The organism is Mesorhizobium metallidurans STM 2683 (assembly GCF_000350085.1).
In the GTDB taxonomy this organism is placed as follows: Bacteria; Pseudomonadota; Alphaproteobacteria; order Rhizobiales; family Rhizobiaceae; genus Mesorhizobium; species Mesorhizobium metallidurans.
The window spans coordinates 39,025-62,810 of record NZ_CAUM01000170.1 but is presented as its reverse complement, the minus strand read 5'-3'; the positions used below and the strand labels follow the sequence as shown (position 1 = coordinate 62,810).

The 23,786-nt window shown below is 61.0% G+C and carries 19 protein-coding genes and 2 pseudogenes; 5 read left to right on the top strand and 16 right to left on the bottom strand.

Going from position 1 to position 23,786, the window contains the following annotated elements:
* The first annotated feature begins 21 nt into the window (after window positions 1–21).
* Entirely contained in the window at window positions 22–2,268 is a 2,247-nt protein-coding gene (locus MESS2_RS28880; protein WP_008878202.1) for a heavy metal translocating P-type ATPase, read from the top strand.
* Between the two features lie 191 nt (window positions 2,269–2,459).
* Window positions 2,460–2,891: pseudogene (locus MESS2_RS34275) on the top strand (transposase); the annotation flags it as partial.
* On the opposite strand, the gene MESS2_RS28870 reads toward MESS2_RS34275, so the two are convergent.
* The 16 genes and pseudogenes from MESS2_RS28870 to MESS2_RS28785 all read right to left on the bottom strand — a co-directional run bounded on the left by MESS2_RS28870 (window position 2,829) and on the right by MESS2_RS28785 (window position 19,813).
* Window positions 2,829–4,733 carry an ABC transporter ATP-binding protein gene (locus MESS2_RS28870; RefSeq protein WP_008878198.1) on the bottom strand — a complete coding sequence of 635 codons (1,905 nt, stop codon included), beginning with the start codon at window positions 4,731–4,733 and terminating at the stop codon, window positions 2,829–2,831. The pseudogene MESS2_RS34275 and the gene MESS2_RS28870 sit on opposite strands and share 63 nt — an antisense overlap.
* Window positions 4,733–6,595: an ABC transporter ATP-binding protein gene (locus MESS2_RS28865; protein WP_008878197.1), complete on the bottom strand. Its 1,863-nt coding sequence runs from the start codon at window positions 6,593–6,595 to the stop codon at window positions 4,733–4,735. Before MESS2_RS28865 ends, MESS2_RS28870 begins: the two co-directional genes overlap by 1 nt.
* Before the next feature lie 90 nt (window positions 6,596–6,685).
* Entirely contained in the window at window positions 6,686–7,570 is an 885-nt protein-coding gene (locus tag MESS2_RS28860; RefSeq protein ID WP_008878196.1) for an SIR2 family NAD-dependent protein deacylase, read from the bottom strand.
* Window positions 7,571–7,608: 38 nt separating this feature from the next.
* Window positions 7,609–7,821: a putative nitrogen fixation protein NifT gene (gene nifT / locus MESS2_RS28855; protein WP_040594248.1), complete on the bottom strand. Its 213-nt coding sequence runs from the start codon at window positions 7,819–7,821 to the stop codon at window positions 7,609–7,611.
* Window positions 7,818–8,138 (bottom strand): nitrogen fixation protein NifZ, encoded by a 321-nt coding sequence (locus tag MESS2_RS28850; RefSeq protein WP_040594262.1) that lies wholly within the window; start codon window positions 8,136–8,138, stop codon window positions 7,818–7,820. The genes nifT and MESS2_RS28850 overlap by 4 nt, the downstream gene beginning before the upstream one ends.
* Before the next feature lie 89 nt (window positions 8,139–8,227).
* Window positions 8,228–8,422 carry a 4Fe-4S dicluster domain-containing protein gene (locus tag MESS2_RS28845; RefSeq protein ID WP_008878193.1) on the bottom strand — a complete coding sequence of 65 codons (195 nt, stop codon included), beginning with the start codon at window positions 8,420–8,422 and terminating at the stop codon, window positions 8,228–8,230.
* 32 nt (window positions 8,423–8,454) lie between these two features.
* Complete coding sequence (gene nifB, locus MESS2_RS28840) at window positions 8,455–9,936, bottom strand: nitrogenase cofactor biosynthesis protein NifB (RefSeq protein WP_008878192.1); 1,482 nt, start codon at window positions 9,934–9,936, stop codon at window positions 8,455–8,457.
* Window positions 9,937–10,438: 502 nt separating this feature from the next.
* Window positions 10,439–12,115, bottom strand: coding sequence for a nif-specific transcriptional activator NifA (nifA, locus tag MESS2_RS28830; protein ID WP_244440112.1), 1,677 nt, complete (start codon window positions 12,113–12,115; stop codon window positions 10,439–10,441).
* A 257-nt stretch (window positions 12,116–12,372) separates the two neighbouring features.
* Entirely contained in the window at window positions 12,373–12,672 is a 300-nt protein-coding gene (locus tag MESS2_RS28825; protein WP_008878188.1) for a ferredoxin family protein, read from the bottom strand.
* Between the two features lie 12 nt (window positions 12,673–12,684).
* On the bottom strand, window positions 12,685–13,992 hold the full coding sequence (locus MESS2_RS28820) for an FAD-dependent oxidoreductase (protein ID WP_040594260.1): 1,308 nt from the start codon (window positions 13,990–13,992) through the stop codon (window positions 12,685–12,687).
* A gap of 11 nt (window positions 13,993–14,003) precedes the next feature.
* The gene (locus MESS2_RS28815) at window positions 14,004–15,113 is read right to left on the bottom strand and encodes an electron transfer flavoprotein subunit alpha/FixB family protein (RefSeq protein ID WP_008878186.1); all 1,110 of its coding nucleotides are present in this window, start codon (window positions 15,111–15,113) and stop codon (window positions 14,004–14,006) included.
* Between the two features lie 18 nt (window positions 15,114–15,131).
* Complete coding sequence (locus MESS2_RS28810; protein WP_008878185.1) at window positions 15,132–15,980, bottom strand: electron transfer flavoprotein subunit beta/FixA family protein; 849 nt, start codon at window positions 15,978–15,980, stop codon at window positions 15,132–15,134.
* A gap of 181 nt (window positions 15,981–16,161) precedes the next feature.
* Window positions 16,162–16,542, bottom strand: a complete 381-nt coding sequence (gene nifW, locus MESS2_RS28805; RefSeq protein ID WP_008878184.1) for a nitrogenase stabilizing/protective protein NifW — start codon at window positions 16,540–16,542, stop codon at window positions 16,162–16,164.
* A 405-nt stretch (window positions 16,543–16,947) separates the two neighbouring features.
* A pseudogene (locus MESS2_RS28795) lies at window positions 16,948–18,100 on the bottom strand (homocitrate synthase/isopropylmalate synthase family protein).
* The gene (nifS, locus tag MESS2_RS28790; protein ID WP_008878182.1) at window positions 18,097–19,314 is read right to left on the bottom strand and encodes a cysteine desulfurase NifS; all 1,218 of its coding nucleotides are present in this window, start codon (window positions 19,312–19,314) and stop codon (window positions 18,097–18,099) included. Before nifS ends, MESS2_RS28795 begins: the two are co-directional and overlap by 4 nt.
* Window positions 19,315–19,492: 178 nt before the next feature.
* Window positions 19,493–19,813: a HesB/IscA family protein gene (locus MESS2_RS28785; protein ID WP_008878180.1), complete on the bottom strand. Its 321-nt coding sequence runs from the start codon at window positions 19,811–19,813 to the stop codon at window positions 19,493–19,495.
* A gap of 323 nt (window positions 19,814–20,136) precedes the next feature.
* Here MESS2_RS28785 and MESS2_RS28780 point away from each other — a divergent pair, with 323 nt between their 5' ends.
* The 3 genes from MESS2_RS28780 (at window position 20,137) to MESS2_RS28770 (ending at window position 23,764) form a co-directional block, all read left to right on the top strand.
* Window positions 20,137–21,198 carry a hemin-degrading factor gene (locus tag MESS2_RS28780; RefSeq protein ID WP_008878178.1) on the top strand — a complete coding sequence of 354 codons (1,062 nt, stop codon included), beginning with the start codon at window positions 20,137–20,139 and terminating at the stop codon, window positions 21,196–21,198.
* A 1-nt stretch (window position 21,199) separates the two neighbouring features.
* Window positions 21,200–21,874: a hypothetical protein gene (locus MESS2_RS32880; protein WP_167332471.1), complete on the top strand. Its 675-nt coding sequence runs from the start codon at window positions 21,200–21,202 to the stop codon at window positions 21,872–21,874.
* Between the two features lie 672 nt (window positions 21,875–22,546).
* Window positions 22,547–23,764, top strand: coding sequence for a cytochrome P450 (locus tag MESS2_RS28770; RefSeq protein ID WP_008878176.1), 1,218 nt, complete (start codon window positions 22,547–22,549; stop codon window positions 23,762–23,764).
* The last annotated feature ends 22 nt before the right edge of the window (window positions 23,765–23,786 follow it).

Sequence of the window (23,786 nt, the reverse complement as noted above, 5' to 3'; positions counted from 1 at the left end):
AATGGTTCAAGGAGTGAGACGATGGCTGCAACCGCCGCACAAACCCGTTATCGCGTCGAAGGCATGGATTGTGCCGGCTGCGCGACGAAAATCGATAGCGCGGTGCGGCGCATGCATGGAGTCCAGGATGTGAACGTCTCGGTCACTGCCGGCACCATGACCGTCAGGCACGCTGCCGAAAGCGACCTCGCCGCGATCGAAAAGAAGGTGACGGGCCTCGGCTATTCTGTGGCTCAGCTCACGAGCGAAGCCGGACAGAATGCCAAACCGGCCGGGCACGGCACCAAAGGCGGCCATGACCACGCTGGCCACGACCATGCTGGCCGCGACCTTGCCGGCACAGCCCAAGATGGCCACGACGACGTGGAGAGCTTGCATGGCCACGACCACACGCCAGCCACGGGGCCGTGGTGGAACAGCGCCAAAGGCCGGCTGAGCATCGCCAGCGGCGCCGCATTGGCCGCAGCTTTTGCTATTCACTATTTCTGGCCGGCCACCGGCGTCTGGCTTTTCATTGCCGCCATGCTGATCGGACTGGTGCCGATTGCACGGCGAGCTGTGATGGCCGCGCTCGCCGGCATTCCCTTCACCATCGAAATGCTGATGACCATCGCGGCGATCGGCGCCGTCATCATCGGTGCCGGCGAGGAAGCCGCCACCGTGGTCTTCCTGTTCCTCGTCGGCGAGTTGCTGGAAGGCGTGGCCGCCGGCAAGGCGCGCTCCAGCATCGAGGCGCTGACCACGCTGGTGCCCAAGACGGCATTCCTGGAGGAGAATGGCGCCACGCGCGAAGTTCCGGCCGAAGCCCTTGGGGTTGGCGCCGTCATTCTGGTGCGGCCGGGCGATCGCATTCCAGCCGACGGCAAGATCATCGAGGGCGAAAGCGCCATCGATGAATCGCCGGTGTCGGGGGAAAGCGTGCCGGTGCGCAAGGGCGTCGACGCGGACGTGTTCGCCGGCACCATCAATGGCGACGGCGTGTTGCGCATCACCGTCACGGCTGCGGCGTCCGACAACACCATCGCCCGCATCGTCAAGCTGGTCGAGGAGGCCCAGGAAAGCAAGGCGCCGACGGAACGCTTCATCGACCGTTTCTCACGCTGGTATACGCCCGCCGTCGTCGCAGTGGGGGCTCTGGTGGCCGTCGTCCCGCCGCTGGCCTTCGGCGACGACTGGAACGAATGGATCTACAAAGGCCTGGCGCTGCTGCTCATCGGCTGCCCCTGCGCCCTCGTCATATCGGTGCCGGCGGCAATCGCCGCCTCGCTCTCGGCCGGCGCCAGGCGTGGTCTTTTAATGAAAGGCGGCGCGGTGCTGGAAGGCTTGGGCAAGATCACCGCCGTGGCTTGGGACAAGACCGGGACGCTGACTGAAGGCAAGCCCGTGGTGACGGATGTCGTGGCCATCGGGATCAGCGAAAAAGAGGTGCTGTCGCTGGCCGCTGCACTCGAAACCGGATCGAGCCATCCGCTGGCCCTGGCTATCCTGCGAAAGGCCAAGGCCGATCGCGTGCCGGTGCCGCCAGCGGTGGAGGCCAAGGCGCTCGGCGGCAAGGGCGTCGTCGGTCGCATTGGCGGTAAGAACGTCTTCCTGGGCTCGCCGATCGCTGGAGGCGAGAAGGTCGCGCTGCCGACCGAGCAGGCGGCCCGCATCGCCGAACTCAACGACCAGGGCAAGTCGGTGTCGGTGCTGCTGATCAATGATGTGCTGGCCGGTTTCATCGCCATGCGCGACGAGCCTCGGCCGGACGCGCAGGCCGGCCTCAAGGTGCTGACCGATGTTGGCATCAGGACTGTCATGCTGACTGGCGACAACCAGCGCACGGCGGCGGCAATCGGCAAGCAACTCGGTATCGAGGTGCGCTCGGAACTGCTGCCCGAAGACAAGCAGCGCATTGTCGGCGAGTTGAAAGGGCAGGGGCTGACGGTCGCTAAGGTCGGCGACGGCATCAACGATGCGCCGGCGCTCGCCGCGGCCGACATCGGCATAGCCATGGGCGGCGGCACCGATGTCGCTCTGGAGACGGCAGATGCGGCGGTGCTGCATGGCCGCGTCGGCGATGTCGCGGCGATGATAAAACTGTCTCAGGCGACCATGGCCAACATCAAGCAGAACATCACCATGGCGTTGGGGCTGAAGGCGGTGTTCCTGGTGACGACCGTAGTCGGCATCACCGGCCTGTGGCCCGCCATTCTCGCCGACACAGGCGCGACGGTGCTGGTGACAGCCAACGCCATGCGGCTGTTGCGCTGGAAAGGTGGGGTGTAGATTGCCGCCTTCTATGTCTTTTGGGACGGCTCGATGAGCAACAATCATTCGCATCGAGCCGGCGCTTATTATTGGCTCGCGCCGTTGATCGGGGCATTTCTGGCGATTGCCCTGTTGGGTGAGCCGCTGACTGCCCGCCTAGTGCTAGCCGGCGTGCTGATGGGGGTAGGTCTCTTGCTGCATCTCGCAGCGAGCCGTGCCGGCGCTGCATGGCCATCCGCGGCTTCCGCCGCTCGCGCGACGTCGCGGCCTACTTCGGGCTGACCTCGCGGCGCTGGCTGTCGGGCACTTCGATTGACGTTCAAGGCCGGATATCGAAGGCGGGTGACGTGGACGAGCGGCGCGCGCTCTACGAGGCGGCGTTCGGTTTGGTGACGCGCTTCAAGGGCAAGGACAAGGTCAAGAGCTGAGGCTGGGAGATCGCAAAACCCTTCGCGGTGGCGCGCAAGCTGGCGGTGATCATCCACGCGCATGGCGTCCGGGATTTAGCGCAATCGCTGTCCGCGCTTTCGCCGGTGCCCCTAAACGAGTGGACGGTCAGATACGGCTTGCAAGGAGCATCAGGTACGAGAGGCGGCTTGTCCGGTCGGATCGGCTTCCTCTTCGGGAATGTCGTCGAATGACGAGTAGTTCAGATTGTAGAGTTTGGAATAGAGCCCGCCCATAGCCATCAGTTTTTCATGGTTGCCGGTCTCAATAACCTGGCCGTTCTGAAGCACGATGATGCGATCGGCACCACGGATTGTGGCGAGACGGTGAGCGATGACAAGCGCAGTCCGGCCTTCAAGGAGCTTTCTGAGAGCCTTCTGGATCACCATTTCCGTGTAGCTGTCGATGCTGGCGGTGGCCTCGTCAAGAACAAGGATCTTGGCGTCTGCGACGAGAGCGCGGGCGAAACTGACAAGCTGGCGCTGACCGAGAGAAAGGTTGCCGCCGCGTTCGCCGAGTTGGGTTTCATACCTGTCGGGAAGTCTCATGATGAAGTCGTGGGCGCCGACCACCTTGGCGGCCTCGATCACCTTCTCCCGCGTGGCTTCCGTCTTGTGGTAGCGGATATTCTCAAAAACCGTCCCGGTGAACAGAAACGGCTCCTGCAGCACCATAGCGATCTGAGTGCCGAGCGATTCCTGGGTGAGATCGCGCACATCATGTCCGCCAACCAGCACTTGGCCTTGCTGAACATCATAGAAGCGGTGGACGAGGGCCATCGCGCTCGATTTACCAGAGCCGGTCGGCCCGACCAAGGCGACCGTCTCGCCGGGATTGACCCGGAAAGAGACGTTTTTCAGCACCGGCTGTTTGGGATCGTACCCGAACGTGACGCTCCTGAACTCGACCGAGCCGTCCATTTCGGGCGCAAGGATCCTGGCATCCGGTTTGTCCTGGATCTCGATCCTGACGTCGAGCACATCGGTCAGGCGCTTGCCGGAGGCCATTGCGCGCTGCATGACGGAATATTGCAGAGTAAGTGAGCGAATTGGGTCAAAGAAGCGTTGGATATAGAATATGTAGGCAACCAATACGCCCACATCGACGCGGCCATTCATGATCATGGAGCCGCCGACCACAATGACGACAGCCATGGCGAGGCCGGTGAGGCCATCGACGATCGGGACCATGACCTGTGCATACCTGGCAGCGGTCAGGTGAGTCGTGAGGTCGGCATGTGCCTTGTCGTCATACAATACGAAGTTGACGTACTGGCGGTCCATGGACTGGACGGTTCGGACGCCTTGAATCGCTTCGGCCAATGCGCCGTTGACGACTGAATTGGTCTCTTGTGCAGCCATGAAGGCCTCGCGGGCACGCGGCAGCCACACGATGCGGATAATCAACAGGGCCGGCAAGACCGAGAGCGTCAGAAAGCCGAGGCTGAAGTTGACCGACAGCATTACGAAGATGATGCCGAAGAGAAGCGCAATGTCGCCTACGGAGTAGATCGAGTTTTCGAGAAATTCGTGGATAGAGTTGACGTCGCCCTGAAGGCGAGACATCAGGCGTCCTACCTCGGTCTTGTCCATGAAGGAGAGCGATACCTTCTGCAGATGGGCAAACATGGCGCGGCGGATGTCGAAGAGGACGTTCTCGGCCATTTTCCCTACCACGGTTTCTTGCGCGTAGGCGGCGCCGAAATTAACCAGAATGGCAAGCGCAAACGCGACGGCGGCCTCAAGCAGGGCGGAGGCATCAGCGCCTGCCGGAGTTATGGCGTGGTCGATCGCGTAGCGGATGATCAGCGGGATGAGAAGCTGCGTGCCAGTGAAAATCAGCAATGCGGCAAGCGAGACGACCGCCATGGCTCGGTAGGGACGAACGAAGGCCCATATGCGGCGAATGATGTTCTTGTCGAAAGCCCGGCCAAAGATCTCCTCCTCGATGCGATGGGACCCGACGACCGCGCGCGGAGGGCGTCTACCGCTATCATTCGGTTCGATTTCGAGTTCGTTGGCGTGCCGCTTGGCCATCAGGGCGCGCCTCCAAACGTGGTCGCAATGTCATCTCCCGGGCGCAACTGAAGATCATAAAGGGCCTTATAGCGTCCTCGCTTGGCCAAAAGCTCTTGATGGGTGCCGCGTTCCACGATCTCGCCGTTGTCGACAAACAGAATCCGGTCGGCGTGCTTGAGTGAACTCAGCCGGTGGGCGATGATGATCGTCACCCTATCCTTGGCGAAACGCCGTATCGCCGCGCGGATGCGCTGCTCTGTGGCGGCGTCGATCGCGGCCGTTGAGTCGTCGAAAACGACGATTGATGGGCGCAACATCATCGTGCGAGCTATGGTGAGACGCTGACGCTGGCCGCCAGAGAGAGAGGCGCCACGTTCTCCGACGACCGTCTTGTAGCCAGCGGGGAGGCCGAGAATGTAATTGTGCAACTGGGCGGATTCGCTAGCGCGCTCGATCGGCTGTTCCTTCGCCCAGGGGTCGCCATAAGCGATGTTGTTCTCGATCGTGGTTGTGAACAGGAATGCATCCTGCTGTACGACCGCGACCGCCTTGCGAAGCGATGCGAGGGTGACCCCGCGGATGTCCTGCCCGTCAACCATGATGGTGCCACCAGTGACGTCGTAAAAGCGGGGGATCAGGTGAGCCATTGTCGACTTGCCAGAACCCGGCGGACCCACGATCGCGATCGTCTCGCCCCTACGGGCGCAGAAGGTAATATTCTTTAGAATGACGCGGTTTCCGGTGCCGGGATATGCAAACGAGACATTGTCGAAGCGCAGAGTGCCTTCACCGATCTCGAGCGGTCTTGCACCGGAAGCATCCCCGATCGTGATGTCCTGGTCGAGCAGACTGAAGAGGCGCGAACCGCAAGTGTAAGCGCGGGCGAAGCCGTTGACCATCAGTCCGATCTGGCGGACGGGCATTTGCAGGATCGTCATGAACGTCAGGAACGTCGTGAGCGTTCCAACGCTGATCTGGCCGGCGATGAGTTTGTCGCAACCGATCCAGAGGACCAACCCCATGGCGACAAAGAAGGCCAGGGTCATTGCCGAGGTATTGGGCACGTACACGTCAACCTGCTCGTGCGCGAGTTCGAGCGCGTTTGTCGAGGCGATGTCGAACTTCGCCATCTCATAAGCCTGTGCCGAAAACGCCCGGACAACGCGGATGCCCGCGAAATTTTCCTCCATCACGCGGCCCAGGACGGAAAGCCGCTCTTGCAGGTCGAGCCAGATGGCGCGTAGCTTAAGCTGGGTGACCGACGATCGCCAGGCTACGAAAGGCACGAAGCTCAGCGCGATCAAACCGAGCACCGGGTCGGTTGAGATCATCATGCAGGCGCCTATCCCGATCAGCATGGTGAGCAGAAAGAACCTAACCAGGGCGGTGGAAAAATACATCCGCACGCCGTCGAGATCGAGGATGCCGAGGGTGATCAGGTCGCCTGAATGCACCCGGTCGTGAAAGGAAAAGCTCAGGCGCTGGACCTTGTCGTAACAAGCAAGCCGCAGTTCGTACGCGACGCGGTGCCCGACGGCTTCGGCAAAGTAGTTTTGCGCCATCGTGAAGAGGCCGCGTAGCGTACTCGCGCCGAGCAGCAGGAGAGCCGGAGTCCATAGCGCTTGTTCTGCAGCCGTCACCGTGACACTGCCCCCGATGGCTACTTGGGTCTGGTCGACAGCCCGGCCGAGAAGCTGGGGAATGAGCAACTGCAGGATTACGGCTACCATCGTCGAACCGATAGCTAACGCGACCTGCCACGGGTGCCTCAAATTCATGCGCGTAATGCGCAGTAGCGTGCTCAAGCCCCGGCCCCACCCGGCCGCTTTTACATACGCGGACGATTTGAGAGAGGTCGTGCCAACAGCATCACTGCCCACCGAGTGCCCCCGACAGAATTTTGCGCCTTCGGAAGCGAGCCGGTCGACTCACATCAAAGGCGTCCCTCCATGATCCTGGCCACCATCGGCTCAAGATGCTGATCCGGCGAGTTGCGCCACGGCTTCGCTCGCTGGCATGTCGATCACCGTGATTCCGCTTGCCGCAAGGAAACGCGCTTCGTTTCTGGTCAGCGTTTGCCGGTCCATGATCGCGTAACGGGGGCCTTCTGAGCGCTTCATGATCTGCCTGGCGTAAGTGCGCAGCATCTGATCATTGAAGCGGCAGCCGACGAAGAAAAAGCCCCGGTCGACGCGTCGTTCCTTGACCACGTCAGGGATAGGCGTCTGGATATCGATTTCAGTCAGGGCTTCGACATAGTCGGAATCGGCGATGAGGAAATTTGCGGCCGGTCTAATACTGCCATGTGGCGCATAGAGAACCGTCTTTGTCGCTGCTCCAGCCTCGAGTTCCCTTCCCGACAAGTCGTAAGTTCTGGTCCAAATGTCGCCAACTTCGTTCGCCCGTGTAACGCCTTGTATCTCGACGACGTCGGTTCGGCCGGCCTCTGCCAGCGCCGCGCGCATGGCGCCTTCGTACCAGCTGTCGATGATGAGGGAGAGCGGGAGTTTTGCGAGCCAGGCGTGGAGGATGCTCGGCGCCGCCGGCCCCGCAAATATATCAGTCATCCAAGCTTGAAGTGTGCGGCGATGCCGGCGCTGTTCGATGAACTGCGCGACCGACCACATATTGGTGCGGATCTTCGAGGGGGCTGGCGCCCGCGTGTTGAGTGCCTCGGCAACGGCTTCGGGGGTACACGGTACAGGCGGCTCAGCAGAGCTGAGCCGGAGGAGACCCGGACCGAGATACGGGATCACCTGATCGGAGACTAACGCTCGTCTGGCCAGCTCAAGCAGCTTTCGGGCAAAACTGTCCCGGACGACGACTAGGTGGCCCGAGGTCGGGATCGTGTTCATGCTCGTTTCCTCTTGACGCCTCTCATTGACGGGCGGCATCAGTCCCCGTCGGAAAGCTTCCTTGCCTCGACGGTGATCGGCAGCCGCGTATGCGGCGGAAGATCGGGAAGGAGGAGCCGCCAGCCGTTCCTGAGCGTTACGACCCCGCCCCACAGGTCCTGGTTCTCGAACTTGATAATCGGCTCCTCGAGATCCTTTTTGGGGACATACGCCGACAACCCGGCCTCGGTCCTGCGGATCATTACTTTCATCCGGCCGTTCCTTTATTGGCGTTTTCTTCGGCACAGCAGGGAGCGTCGGCTTTGTCGAGGCTCGTCAATTCACGCGCTCGCATGCCGACGACCGTCCCACGGTCGATCCATTCGACCGCGTAGATGAAGAACTGCTGGAGAAACGTGCCAATGTCTCGCACGTAACCCTCTTCGCCCTTGCGCACGAGATTTTCGCCGATCTCCCTGCCAGGGTAGGTGCCGTCATTCCTTACGTGACGAGTGGCACGGACCCGCTCTCCCGGCTGAAATTGGGGAGGTCTGCGGATTTCCACCTCTTGTTCGCGTGCGAGCCACATGGCGGTTCCTTGGTTCTCTGAGGCTACTGTCATTGATGAGGCGCGCAGGCATTCCCCGGGGCAGCCAGTTGTGTGGGTCCCCAGTGGACTCAGGCAGGAACGCAGGTCTTCGGCACAGGACACACCGAAGCACATTGCTGCGTGTCGAAAGCTCCCTCGCATTCGGTGCACTTCTGCAGCTCGACCACGTAGCTCTCGCCTTTGAACTTGATCGCACCCGACGGGCATTCGAATTCGCAGGCGCCGCATTGTGTGCATTGGGATGCGATGATCTTGAAAGCCATTTTGACTCCTGATTCGAGTAAATGAGATGGGTTCAGGCCGTCGCCGCGAGTGCCTGGACGCCGGACTCGGCGGCGTAAATCGAGCTGATTGCCGTTTCGATGTAGTCATGGCCGTAAGCGTCGGTTGCTCGGATACCGGCGGCCGCGAGCTGATCCTTGGGGCAATCTCCAATTTTGACGCAAAGCACTATGTCTACGCCTTCCAGCGCAGCTATGACCCCGTCGAGAATGGCCTTCTCGCCCCAACCCCCGAGGCAATACTGCTCAACCTTGCGGTGCCCGACAAACTTGATCCCCCGCGCCGAGGCTTCATACACTTGGAATTCCTTGGCATGGCCGAAGTGTTCGTTGACGCGGCCGCCGCCCTTAGTCGCCACCCCGATGAGAAGGGACTTCCCGGAACTCGCTATTTTAACCACTCCGTTCGCTTCGGTTCTGGCCGCCAGGTGATCACGGCGCTCGTCCGCGACCAGCTCCCGATAGGCTTCGCGTTTGCTGGCATCGTAGGTGAGCTCACCGGGGATGTGGCCGAGCGTGAATTCCTGGCCACGATCCTCACCCAGCAGGCCGACGGCATCTGCCCGGCACTGCCGGCAGTGGCGCATCAACTTGGCGCCGCCTTCAAGACGATCCTGAAGAGCCTTCATCTCCATTGCATTTGGGCCACGCTGTCCGGTCAACCCGTAGTGCGTGCCGTGCGCCGGGTCCGAGATCAGAGGCATGACGTTATGCAGGAACGCGCCGCGCTGCCTGACCCACTTGTTCACCTCAATTAGGTGCTGGTCATTCACTCCAGGGATCATCACCGAATTGATTTTGGTGAGGATGCCGCGTGCGCTGAGCATCTCCAATCCCAGCATCTGCCGCTCGTGCAGAATTCTGGCGGCTTCGATGCCGCAATAGCGGCGGCGATCGTAAAATATCCAGGGATAGATTTTTGCGCCGATTTCCGGATCGACCATGTTGATCGTGATCGTCACGTGATCGACATTCATGTCGGCAAGCTCGTCGACATGGTCCGGCAGCGCGAGCCCGTTCGTGGAGACGCAAAGCCTGAGGTCGGGGATTTCCCTGACGACGCGTTCGAATGTCGCCTTCGTCTTCTCCCAGTCGTAGCAGGCATCGCCCGGTCCGGCGATGCCAAGCACGGAAAGCTGCGGCACTTCATTGGCGACCGCGATCACCTTGCGTATCGCCTGATGGGGTGTCAGCTTTTCCGAGACAACCCCGGGCCGGCTTTCGTTGGCGCAGTCATATTTGCGATTGCAGTAGTTGCACTGGACATTGCAGGCCGGCGCGACGGCGACGTGCATGCGCGCGAAATAGTGGTGCGCCTCTTCTGAAAAGCACGGGTGATCCTTGATCTTGTCCCAGATGGCCGGGTCCACATCGTCCGGCCTTGTCGACGATCCGCAGGAGGAAGATGCACAGCCACCCGACTTGGCGCTCACCAGCAACTGGTCGGAGACCCTCGCGCCGGTCAGACTCTCAACTGAAATCGCCGGTGCGGCCATTGGACGGCTCCGTTACGGGTTAACGTCGCGGTTCGAAGCGCAAGAGCAATGCCAACTGAAAAGGTGGCGCTAGCTCACCCATTGGCTTTGCACGTCGGATATCATGGAGTTGCTCCGACAAAGCTTTGTCGGACTCCTAACAGGGGCATGCTTAGAAGGTGAGGAAGACGACCCCGGCCGGACATCAGTTCGAGATAGAAATCCTGCGTGGACCGCTCAGCCGTGATCGCCCTCAACCTTCCTTCCGAATGGCTTCCGACGAGGATGTCGCTCTCAGCGACGGCGAACTCGTCCGTGGTGAAGTTGCCACTGCTCACCTGGGTCTGCATGGTTCCGATTCAGGAGAGTGGGGTGACTCCTTTCTGCGATCGGCAAGACGCCGGCAAGGGCGGGTGATGAAGGGGGTGTAACAGCGTCACACGCTCGCACAGCTTTGGCCCGGGCTCCGACACATTTCGCGTAGCTGGCGCAGTGTGTTCTCGTTCTCCACGTCATGAGAACGCTAGAATTTCTTCACCTCGATACCGTGTCGGCGCAAAGCGTATCCGACCTGTCGCGGCGTGACGCCGAGGACACGGGCGGCCTTGGCCTGAACCCAACCGACCTTCTCCATCGCATCGATCAGCCGGTCGCGTTCCGTCAGGCGCGGGCCTATTGCGGGGAGAGCGGGATCGTTTGCAGGGTCGGCAGTATGGGGTCGCACGTTATCCTGCGGGGCGCCGAAACGCCCGGCCGGCATCGGCAATCCGGCGGGCATTATATTGCTTCGAAAGCGCTGGTTGCCGGTATTGCCGCTGAGCGAATGATCAGCTCTTTTCCAGAGGAGCCAAGATAGGCATTGGTTATTGTTGCAGGCAAAATCCGATGGAGCGATTGTCCTTGAGCGCGCTAGCGTGGCCGTCCTTTGCACGCAGTTCTCCAATTCGCGGACATTACCAGGGAAGTAGCATTGCGAGATAAACTCGAGCGCCGACGGCGCGAAGGCGAGTTCGAGATGGTTCTCCTTGTTGAATCGTTCGAGGAAGGCGTTCGCAAGGCGAGGGATATCCCCCGGTCGCTCTCGGAGCGGAGGCAGGATGATTGGCACCACATTGATGCGATAATAAAGGTCGGCCCTGAAATCCCCGTTTACGACAGCCGACTCAAGATCCCTGTTGGTGGCGCATATAAGTCGCACGTCCACCTGCAGCGTCTTGGTACCGCCGACACGCTCCAGTTCGCCTTCCTGCAAGACGCGTAACAGCTTGGCTTGGAAGGCAGGCGAAATCTCGCCGATTTCGTCGAGTAGCAGCGTTCCCCCGTTTGCCAATTCAAAACGGCCGGCGCGCTGGGAAATTGCCCCTGTGAAGGCCCCTTTTTCATGCCCGAACAGCTCCGACTCCAGAACGCTTTCCGACAGGGCGGCGCAGTTCAACTTGACGAAAGACTTCCTCCGCCGGCGCGAGAGCCTATGTATGGCTTGCGCGAAAAACTCCTTGCCGGTGCCGCTCTCGCCTCTCAGAAGCACGGTGGAATTCGTCCTTGCTACAATGGAGACGGTTTCGAGCACCTGCTTGAGTGCGGGACTCTCCCCGATGATCCCAATCTTGACGGGCGCATGCGGGACGGGGTCGGTCCGGTCCTCATCGGACGAATTCTCCGCTGTCCAGCGCTCATCGACGCGCCGCTCACGATCCCTAGTCAAGCCGCGATGGAGGCGAATGGTGCGGCCGACGAGGTTGGCCACCATCGTCAGGAAGCAGATGTCCTCATCGTAGCGGGACCCATTTGCGCCGTCCCTTACGATCGACAACGTCCCAAGGATCCTGTCCTCAGCCTTCACCGGGACGCCGATAAAGGCCATTGGGAGGGAATTGACACCAGGATGTGTTTGAAGGTCGGCCTGAAACAACTCGGACGTGCTGAGGTCCGCGATGACGAGCCGCGTGCCCGTAGCGACGATTTGATTTATTGCGGCCTTTGGTATGATGGGGTGAGTGCCTGATCGGGCGCTGCCGGCACTCGCGGCGATCTCCGGCTCACCTTCAGAGTCCAGAACAAAGATTGCTCCGTGATGCATTTGCACAAACGACGGGAGAGTGTTCGCGACATTGGCAAGCGTAATGTCCAGCCGGGCGGGAGCGGTCAGGGCCTTCGATATCTCGTAGATTCCCCTGAGCCAGACATCAGATTGGGACATCGCATCGCTGGACGGTTCGCGGAGGGTGTCTCGAGATCCTACTCCGTTGACCCGATCATCCGGCCGTATGTGAGCCATGGAAACACCTCAGCGGTTGTGGTCCAGGGTGCTCCTCCCAAGCGCCTTTTCCTTTTCAATTCTGGAAGCACAGTGTTCACCCGATCCTCCCTTTTGCGATATGGTGCAAGCAAAGGTTGGCGCTCGATCGTAACCTCAGGAGTACACAGGTGCACACCCATCAACGGTGCGAACGCCGATCATCCGAACTTGAAGAGGACACCGAAGCCACCGCGCGGATAGTTCCATTCGATCTCGCCACTGGTCTCGCACAAGATGCGGCAGGTGCCGCACTCCATGCAGCCATCGGCGGTGATTTCAACTTGACCTTTGTCGTTCAACTCATAGCATTTCGCTGGACAGACGCGGGTCAGCGCGAGCAGATTCGCGCTTGGCTGCTTGTGCGGTCGCACCTTTATATGCGGACGGCCGGAGTCCACCAGATAGCGGTTCTGGTAAAGCTTGTCCTCGACACGTAATTTTGTCCCTGGGTTCGTCATGTCGTCAGTGCCTCACCGCCACGCCAATGCCAGGCGGATCGCGTCGCTGACCAGCCCCAACCGCGAGCGCGCCTTGATGAAGGCTGCCGTGGTCGCCTTTTCCTTTTCGATCTTTGGCGTGCCGTCGACACGCATGAAGTTCTGCGCGGCTTGCGACATCAACCGCGGGTAGGTCGTGAAGAAATTGCGGGCGTTAGTGTGGAGTAAAGCTGGCATGTCTTTGTATTTCCGCAGGTCTTTGACCACGAAGGATTTATCCAGCATCGTTTTGTAAAGGGCGAGGTTCCGTTTGGTCATCGGATCGTTGCGTCTCTTCACCTGGATGATTGCCTCAGCCGCAATGCGACCGGAGGTCATGGCGAGGTTCGAACCCTCGCGGTGAACGGCGTTGTTCAATTGCGCGGCATCGCCGACAACGACCCAACCGTCGCCAAAGAGCTGCGGAATAGCCTTGTAGCCACCTTCGGGAATGAGATGCGCCGCGTATTCTTTCACCTCCGAACCGGCGATCAGCGGCCGGATCGAAGGATGGTTTTTTAGCGCGTCGAGAAGGGCGTAAGGGCTCTCCATCTTCGCGGCGAAATCCGAGACGAGGCAGCCGATGCCCAGTGAGATCGATTCCTTGTTGGTGTAGAGGAACCCGAGCCCGGCCATGCCGTTGGATATCGTGCCGACTGCCTCGATCACGCAGCCTTCACTCCCTTTGACCCCGAACCGCTGCTCAATGACCTCTTCGGGCAGGAAATGCATCTCCTTGACTGCGAGTGCCACCGCTTCCGGCTTGAGCATCTTGCGCAGACCGCCCCGCGTGCCAAGCAGCCCGCAGACACCTTCTGCAAGAACAACTACGTCCGCGTAGATCGCTCCGCCGGCCCGATCCGTGCGGACGCCGATCACCTTGCCCTTGGCATCACGGACGAGTTCCGTCACCGTTGTCTCGCATAGAACCGTCGCGCCGGCCCCGCGCACCCTGCGCGAAAACCATTTATCGAACTGGGCACGAATGATCGTATAGCGGTTGGGCTTCACCTCGTTGAAGTCGTCCGACCGATAGTGAATCCCGGTGTGGGAGGTCTCGTCCATCACCCAGAGCCGCTGTTCAACCAGATGCCGCTCGAGCGGTGCATCATCCCGGAAATCCGGGACGATCTTCTCCAGCATGTTCGCGTACATGATGGCGCCCTGGACGTTCTTGGAGCCCGGATATTCACCCCGCTCCAACTGGAGTACCTTCAAGCCGTCGCTTGCCATAGTGTAGGCAGCTGCGTTCCCGGACATGCCGGCGCCGATGACAATGGCGTCGAACTCTTCCTTGATCATCTGCATCTGCCTTAGCTCGCAAGCTTGTCGCGACTGTGCGGCGAAAGCCGCCGGGTGAAGGCCTCGATCAGTGCGGGCAGAAAGCGAACCGCATCGGTGACGATACCGAGGTGAGCGAAATCGAAAATCGGCGCGTTCGGGTCGGTGTTGATGGCCACGATAAGATCGGCTCCCTCAACTCCCACGCGATGCTGGATGGCGCCGGAAATACCGGCCGCTATGTAAAGCTTCGGCCGGATTGTCTTGCCAGTTTGGCCGATCTGTCGATCGGCCGGCATCCAGCCCTTTTGGACCAGCGGCCGCGAACAGCCAAATTCGGCGCCGATCGCTCGCGCGAGACTCTTCACAAGCTGCAGGTTCTCCGCCCCGCCGAGACCAAGCCCTCCCGCAACCACCACATCGGCATAGGCGAGATTGGCGGTCCCCGACTGGCTATCCGGAAGGAACCCAAGCACTTTCGTGACGATTTCATCCTCGGCTAGCGACAGCTTGTGCGCGATGACACGCCCGATCGCTCTGTCCGCCCGCTGCGGCATGGGCATGACCCTCGGTCGCACCGTCGCCATCTGCGGCCTGTAATTGAGAGTGTAGATCGTGCATAGCAAGGAACCCCCAAAAGTCGGACGGGTCGCGGCGAGTGAACCGTCGGCATCCACGTCGAGTTCGGTGCAGTCGGCCGTTAGCCCTGTCAGCAAGGTCGTCGCGACGGAACCGGCGAGATCCCTGCCGAGCGTGGTCGCACCGAGAAGCAGGATCTCGGGTTTGTAAGTATCAACCAGATCCGTCATTGCCTTGGCGAACGGCTCATTGCGATAGTCGGCGAGCAGCGGCGCCTCAACGAGGTAAACAAGGTCGGCGCCATAGGCGAAGGCCTCGGCGACTGCGTTCTGGGTGGCTTCTCCAGGCGGTCCGAGCACAGCGCCCGCGAGCTGGACGCCAAGTTTGTCCGCCAGCTTGCGGCCCTCACCAAGCAGTTCGAAGGATACCGGATGGACCTGGCCGCGTTCGAGCTCGATGAAAACCCAAACGTGCCGATAGTCCCTGAAACGCTCGGGCAGCTCCTTCTTCATCCCGGCACGGCCGGCGGGCGGGCGAGGGGTTTCTGGGTTCGCGCTCGACATATGGTCTGCTCCTTGCCGTCACGCGGCTTCGAAGGCGAGTTCCGGTTCCAGTGCCGGCTGGCGGGTGAAAATTGCACCAATCAGTTCGTCGGCGAGATCGCGCAGCGTCTTTTCGGCGGTGTCAATTTGCACCGCTTTTTGCGACCGCGGGGTAGGGGCGAAAACGCGTTTGACGACGGTCGGCGAGCCACGCAAGCCGCATTTGGTGAGGTCTTCAATGCCGGCCTCGGCCGCACTCCATTTCACAATCCGGCTGCGCGCGGCACACAGGGCGTCTTCGATCGAGCCCCGGCGCATCTCGTTTGTGCCTTCCAGCATGGTGATGAGGCAAGGCAGCCTGCTCTTCAGCTTCTGGGTGCCGCCCTCGCAACGGCGCTCGACCGTGATCTCGCGCGCAGCAAGATCAATGGAGGCGATTTTCGCGACATAGGTGAGTTGAAAGAGATCGAGACGCTTGGCGATGCCGGGTCCGACTTGGGCGGTGTCGCCGTCGATCGTCTGTTTGCCCGTGAAGACCACGTCCGGCGGGCCGAACATCTCGCCAATCTTCGCGATTGCCTGGGAAAGAGCAAAGGAGGTCGCCAGTGTGTCGGAACCGGCAAAATAGCGGTCGGTCAAAAGCACCGCGCGATCAGCGCCGTAGCCGAGCGCCTTGCGCAGGCAGTCCTCTGCCATGGGTGGACCCATAGTGAGCACTGTGACCTCCCCACCGTAAGCGTCGCGTAGCCTGAGTGCTTCTTCCAGGGCAAATAGGTCGTAAGGGTTGATGATGGTCGGCACACCTTGGCGCATGATGGTGTTCGTCACCGGGTGGACCCGTATCTGAGCCGAGTCCGGCACCTGCTTGATGCTGACGACGATGTGCATTGGCGTTCTCTACGCTGTTATCCCGATGCGGGGCTGGCGGTGCGAGTTCTTGGCTGCATCATTTGTGCCAAGTGTTTCGCGGCCTCTTTTCCCTGAAATTCGGCTGGTCATTTCTGAAGGCGCCGTTGCGATGCCCGAATTGTCGGCTTCTTGACATTGTCGCGTCGCAACAATGTCGCGCTTATTCCCTGCCGAACCGCTTCAGGACGGATTCGAACGGAACAAATGCGCGGCCTGCCGTGTGAGGTTTGTCCGGATCGTGGTCTTTGAGCACCTTGAAAACCCGGTGCGTGAGCGGCGAGGAAACCGCGAAGTCCTCGTAGGCGCGTTCCAGCATGGCGCGCACGCGCGCGGCAATCACCTGGTCGGGCAGACCGGAGAAATCTTCCTCTGCAAGATATTGGCCCATACGCTTCATGATATGGAGCCGTGAAACATTGAGCACCTTCGGATCATACGAGACGCCAAGGACAGCGAAGAACTCCTCCGCGGACGACAGGCCTTTCAGTCGCGTGAGGATATCGGTGAAATCGATGGGACGGCTGTCAGCGAAACAACTCATTGCATTCTCCCTTGTTGGACTGGGTCAGATACGCGCTCTGTTTTGCAGTCGCGAAATCCGCGGTTTGATGAACGAAATGCGCTGGGCCAGTGAGGCAATCGCTTCGTCGACAGGACTGGACATCCGGTGCCCAGGCCGGGCGTGGCGCACGGTCGCCAATTCTCGCAGCGTCGGGCGAGCGGGATGGGCTCGACTATCTCCGCATTGGCCCTCGACCTTGCGCTCGGCCCCGACCGAGGTCTTGCCGCCAGCACCAATGAGAAGACGGGCCGGCCGCGGCCGGATTGCGCGCCTTGATCTCCGCAAGGTTTTGGGCGTCATAGCCCATGGGACAGCGGAACGTCTTCTGCGTCGTGCCGCGTTGCTGCTGTTCCGATTTGAGGCTGATGGCGAGGACAAGCGGCATCAGCCCACCTCACTCGATTCCAAGGTCTGGCCTGCTGCCCCGCTGCACATTCGGTCATAGAGATCGACCATTTGCATCGCCGTGATGCGCGATTTGATCTTGTCCGCCTTGCGGCGGACGCAGGCAAGCATCGCGGCTGCCAGATCCGGGTCGAGATCGCGCCCGCTTTCGCGCAGCACATGGGCGATCGCGGTGGCGCCGGAATGCTTACCAATGACGATACGCCGGCAGCGGCCCACGAGAGCCGGATCGAGCCCCTACGCGGGTCCTTCAGCAGCCCTGCGACGTGAATGCCGGATTCATGGGCAAAAACATCGGCCCCGACGATCGGCTTAGTGGCGGCTGTCCGTCGGCGGGCGGCCTGCGCCACCTCGGCTGCCAGGGCAGGTAATGCGGCCAGGTCAATGCCGGTATCTGCGTCATGGAGGACGGCCATCGCGGCGGCCACCTCTTCCAGCGCGGCATTGCCCGCGCGCTCGCCGAGTCCAAGGACAGTGACTGACGCATGGCGCTCGCCGGCGCGAATCGCCGCCAGCGTGTTGGCGGTAGCGAGGCCGAGATCGTTATGCGCATGGAATTCGAGGTCGACGGGAGACTCCGCTGTGAGCTGGGTGACAAGCTCGAAGGTCGAAAAGGGGTCGAGAACGCCGACGGTGTCGGCAAGCCTCACGCGGCTTGCGCCGGCGCGCGCCGCCGTCTGAACAATGCGGGCGAGATGATCCCGGTCGGCCCGCGAAGCATCCTCGCAGCCCACGGCGATGAAGAAGCCCCTGGCGGCTGCGCGCCCGACCATATGCTCGATGAGCTGGAGCGCTCCTGCCCGATCGAGGGCGAGCTTGGCGGCAAGTTGGATATCCGATGCGGGCAACCAAAGATTGACGGCGCGGACGCCGCTCTCGACCGCTGCATCGAGGTCCTGTGAGGTCATCCGGCACCAGGCCGTGAGCCGCACCGGGAGACTCCGCGCGACCACGGCGCGAATTGCGTCGATCTCGTCGGCGCCATGACCGGCGTGCCGATCTCGATCTCAGGCACGCCGGCTGCCGCAAGCGACTCGGCGATCGCAAGTTTTTCCGCCACCGTGAAGGCAACGCCGGATGCCTGCTCGCCGTCGCGCAGGGTCGTATCGTTGAGAAAGACCTGACTGATCATGAATGGTGGCCGGTTCTTCTGCCGCTTAGACCTGGAACGCAATGAAGGTCTTCGGCACCCCAGCTATCCGGCTCAGAAGTCGAAGCGTCGCGCAGCTTCTCCACGATTGCAGGCAAGACCTCGAGCACCCGGTCCACGTCTTCTTGGTCGTTGTCACGCGAGAAAGAGAAGCGGACCGCCCCATATGGCATTTTCATCGCGCTCAGGACATGGCTCGGCTCGGCACAGCCGGAGGTGCAGGCGGAGCCCGAGGAACAGACGATGCCCTTGCGGTCGAGGAGATGCAGGATTCCATGGCCTTCGATACGCTCGAAGCCGATGCTTGCGGTGTTCGGCAAGCGCTCCAGGGGATCGCCGTTGACGAAGCTGTTTGGGACACGCTGGACAAGCCCGTTCTCCAGCCGGTCGCGGAGCCACTTTATCCGTGGGGTCTCCTCATCCATGAATTTCAAGGCGAGTTCGGCTGCCATGCCGAGCCCGACTATGCCGGGCGTGTTTTCGGTGCCCGCACGCCGGTCGCTCTCTTGGTGACCCCCTTTGATCAGGGAGTGGAAGCGCACAGCGCGCTTGATGAAAAGTGCGCCGGCCCCTTTTGGTCCATGAAATTTATGGCTGGAGAGCGACAGCATGTCGATAGCGGTCGATTTCAGGTCCATCGGGAGCTTGCCGACTGCCTGCACGGCATCAGTGTGGAAAAGGGCGCCGACTTCCTTGGCCAATTCGGCGAGCTTGGCGACGGGGAAGATCGTACCAGTCTCGTTATTGGCCCACATGATCGAGACGATTGCCACGTTCGGGTTGAGAGCGGCCCGGTAAGCGTCAATGTTAAGCCGGCCCTGGCAATCCACCGGGATCCTGTGCACCTTGACGCGGCGCGTCTCCTCGAGATGCGCGCAGAGCGTCAGAACGGCCGGATGTTCGACGGCGGAAGTCACAATCTCTGTCCGGTCAGGCATCACCTGGAGCGCCGAAAGAATGGCAGCATTGTCGCTTTCCGTTCCACCCGAAGTGAAGGTGATCTCGTCGTCGAACTCCGCGCCGATCAGCGCCTGCAGCTGGCGCCGCGCGTTTCTCAACGCGGCACCGGCAAGGGCGCCAAAACCGTGCGCCGACGAAGGGTTGCCGAATTGATCCGTAAGCAACGGCAACATCGCTTCAAAGACTTCAGGATCGACCCGTGTCGTTGCGTTGTTGTCGAGATAGACAACTTTCATGGGCTGTGGTCCTCAATGGAGCGGAAGGGAGGCGCGACCCGGTCGCATCGAGCCTTGCGCATGCCGTTGCTGGCGGAGACGATCCAGAAGCGGTGCAGGTGCCCCACAGATTGGCGCAGATTGGGCCGCCATCGCACCGACAAGCTCACCTCAGGCGCACTCTCTCCTTCTTCGGCAATCAACTACAGGACTTGCCGCAGGCGCACTTCCCGCTCGCATTCGGATTGTCGAAGACAAAGCCGGAGGTTTCGAGACCCGTGACGAAGTCGACGGCCATGCCGGCTACATGCGGCTGGGTGCCGGCGTCTACGAACAGCTTGATCCCATCTGTCTCGATGATCGCGTCGCCCTCGCGCGGGACGCTCTCCAGGCCCATCGAGTATTTGAAGCCGGAGCAGCCGCCGGCCTCGACCATGATGCGAAAGCCTTCTGCCGGCTCACTAGCGGCGGAAAGAGCGGTCTTGACGGCGGCAACGGCCTTGTCGGTGAGCGTAATCATCGCTCGCTTTCTCCTCGGTGCGTGACACTTCGCGGATCACCGTGCATGGACCGTGCCAATGGGAAAAAATCGTTTCCGGACAGTGCGACATCGCCAACGCGGCGACGATTCTGGTTCGGCTGTTGCCGCCAAGGCGTTGGGCAACCGACACGTATTGTCGGATTTGTCGAGACAGCCACAAGGGGGGTGGGCTCAAGTTCCCTCTGAACTGGCTCGTAAGCCGGGTTTCCGAGACGCTTCGAGCAATTGGCACGACTTTTGAGCTCTTTTTTGGCGAGGGCGAAGACGCCCGACCGATAGTATGCGCAAGCAGGGGTGAAGACATGCACCAGCGCGAGAAACCTTCGCCGGAGAGAATCCGGCGGGCACGCGAAGACAGCCCCAAAATCCGCGACCGCGATCTCGCCGCCCAATTGGGCATTTCGGAAGCGGAGCTTTTCGCGGCACATTGCGGTTTTGGCACGGTGCGCATCCAGCCACGCGTTAATGATGTGCTGACCGGTCTGGAGGCGGTCGGCGAGGTGATGGCGCTGACCCGCAATGACAGTGCCGTGCATGAGAAGATTGGCATTTACGATAAGGTATTCACCGGAAAGCATCACGCCATGGTGCTCGGCAAGGACATTGATTTGCGCATCTTCCCGAACGTGTGGGCGCACGGCTTTGCGGTCGAGACACGCGATGGCCGGGAGACCCGCCGCAGCCTTCAATTCTTCGACGCCGCAGGCGAGGCAGTGCACAAGGTGCATCTGAGACCGTCCTCCAACCTCTATGCCTATCAAAAACTGACAGACGAGCTCCAATCCTCGAACCAGGAGCCGATCGTGTCGGTTATGGGGAGGTCAGCCGAAAATGACGCAAGGATTCCGGACCAAGCCGCTACGGTCGATGACCTACGGGAGCACTGGAGGCGGCTGACCGACGTGCACCAGTTCTTCGGCATGCTGAAGGCCCTGAACCTCAGCCGCCGCCAGGCGGTGCGCATGGTCGGCCAGGATTACGCCTGGCTGCTCGACAATGCTGCCGTTAGCGCCATGTTCCATCGTGCGGCCGAGGACGAGATGCCGATCATGTGCTTCGTCGGCAATCGTGGCTGCATCCAGATTCATTCCGGCCCTATCAAGTCGGTCAAGCAGATCGGGCCTTGCATCAATGTGCTCGACGAGACTTTCCACCTGCATCTCAGGGCCCACCACATCCGTGAGGTTTGGGCCGTGCGCAAGCCGACCAGGGACGGTCACGTCACGTCACTCGAAGCCTATGGCGCTAACGGCAAGATGATCATCCAGTTCTTCGGGACGCGCAAGGAAGGCGAACCCGAGCGCTACGACTGGCGGCTACTGGCCGAGAACCTGCCGCGCATTCCCCGTTCAACCGCCGCTTGAGGTGAGGCCGATACATATTGATTTCCGTTTTCGCTCGGCGTCCGCGCCGCTACTCTGGATTCTGCTGACCACCAGTCTGCCTGCCGAGGCGGCCAACGAGGGCACAGCTGTCTTTTGCGGCCCGCCGCGGATCGCCTCGATCGTAGGCGCCATTCCCGAGGGCGCCATCGCGCCTGGCGAGGATCGCCATCATTGTTCCCGTTGCGATGAGCCACAACCGGAACTCCGCGGTAAAGCAGCCCAATGTAGGCAAATGCATCGGCTGCCCGCGGAAGGGCATATTGTCGGTCAATTGTCCAACATCCCAGCCCTGTACGGCAGCGGGCGGGAGGGATTGGTCGAAGTGAAGTCGATTGGTCCCTCCGTCAAGTTTCCAGAGGACGGCCTCCACAAAGGCATCCTCGAATTATCCTTCGCCGGCAAGGCCCTCCGCGTCCAATGCCAAGCCCGAAAAGCTAGCGTCCGAGACGGATGCAAAGCTGAACACGGCAGCCCGCATCATCAAAGAACGCTTAGCGCATCCTGTTCGCACTATCGGCGAAGCGCGGCTAAGATTCTTGCCAAGAGCACCAACACAGCAGTCAACCGCTGGGTTGCCGGTGCCAATGCGGTCGAGGATTTCTCCGGCTACCAGGAGATGCCCGACAAGGCGATCGCCATCGGCAAGCCGATGTGATCCTGACGCAGAAGTATGTGGGGCTGCCGATCTCGGCAGTGAGCTATTTGCGGGCGCCCTGATGGCCGCGGCGCCGGCGGACGTGGACCTTCTTCTTGCCATAGGCGCGGCCGATCGCGGCCCGTCTCCGGCTCGCTCAGCCGCTCGACGGCAATCCAATCAATCTCGCGCAAGAGATCGGGATCCGGAGCCTTCTCCACGAGCGCGCCGGTTCACCATGTCGTCGGTCATCGATCGTCCTTCGAATTAGTTGGGTCAGCAACCCGACCTTACCGACGAAGTGTCGATGACGACCGCGAAGCCGCTCGCTCGCTAAAGCGCTTGTGGCGGGCGCGTTCGCGAGCGGCTTCGCTACCGCCGAGCTACACCCTCTCTCGCAGGTGACCTCGTTCGATACTTAGCCTCTTTCACTCGGCTCCTCGTTAGCTTTCTATTCCGCAAACCTTGTCGTGTCTGGAACGGTCATGAATGTCGAAATCCCTACCAAGGGTAGCCTCAGAAGGGCCGCTACAACGCAGATATGAGCAGCGCCAATGGTGCGCTTATTCGGCACGCAATTTGCTCGATGTTGTCATCGGAGGCGATGTCGGCCGTGTGTTGCGGAGCTCAGCGGTGACGAACAGCCTTGCGATCTCAGCCGAGCGCGTAAACGCCAGAACGCAGGAGAACCAAATGGCGACCAACCCGGTTCCAGATCATGTCCCGCCGGAAATGGTGGGCGACTTCAACCTTTTTTCGTCGCCAGGCATGTCACCGACGCCCAACGGCGACCCGCACGCGGCAGTCGCTTGCGTGCATGCCGGACCGCGAATCTTTTATTCGCCCTGGAACACGCGTACCGGGCAGGGTGCTTGGGTCATCACTCGCGCCGCAGATCAGCGCCGGGTGCTGCAGGAGACCGAAAACTTTTCCAGTCATCGCAACATCTTCGCATCCGCACTGGGGGAAGACTGGCCGACGATCCCGCTCGAACTCGATCCCCCTTCCCATGCAGTCTTTCGCTCAATGCTCAATCCGCTCTTTTCGCCGAAGCGTGTAGCGGAACTGGAGCCCGCCATCCGCGAGCGAGCGACAACGCTTATCACGAGGATCGCCTCGTCGGGTACAAGCTGCGACGCGATGAAGGATTTCGCCTACCCTTTCGGAGTCGGCATCTTCCTTCGCTTCCTCGGACTGCCGGAGCACCGCCTTGAGACGTTTGTTGCCTGGGCGAAAGATCTGCTCCACGGCGATGATGTGAGACGGCCGGCGGCGGCTCGGACGATTGTGGCATTCATTGACGAACTAGCGGCGATGCGCCGTAAAAAGCCCGTCGACGATTTCATGAGCTTCATTGTGCAGGCACAGGTCGAGGGTCGCGGGCTGAGAGACGACGAGGTCCGTGGCATTGGCGTGCTTGTCTTCGTGGCCGGGCTCGACACGGTCGCTACAGCCATAGGTTTTGACTTGGCCTACCTCGCGCGCAACCTGGAAGATCAGGAATTGCTCCGAAAAGAACCGGACCGGATCGTGCGCGCAGCCGAAGAACTGCTGCGCGCCTTTCCGAGCGTCCATATGATCCGCGTGGCACGGAAAGACATCGACTTCGAAGGCGCGCCGATCCGCAAGGGGGACTTTGTTTCCTGCGCCACGATGATTGCAAATCGTGACCCGGCGGAATTCGAATCTCCCAACACGGTCGATCTGACGCGAGAAGGCATCCGCCACGCCTCCTTTGGCTATGGTCCCCACCGTTGCCTTGGCTCACATCTCGCCCGGCGGGAAATTGTCATTGGCCTGGAGGAGTGGCTGGCGCGCCTGCCGCCCTTTCGGATCAAGGAGGGAACAGCACCCATCACCCATGGCGGCTCACTGTTCGGGATTGAAAATCTGATCCTGGAGTGGGGCTAAACCTAGCTGGCCTGAGCCGGGG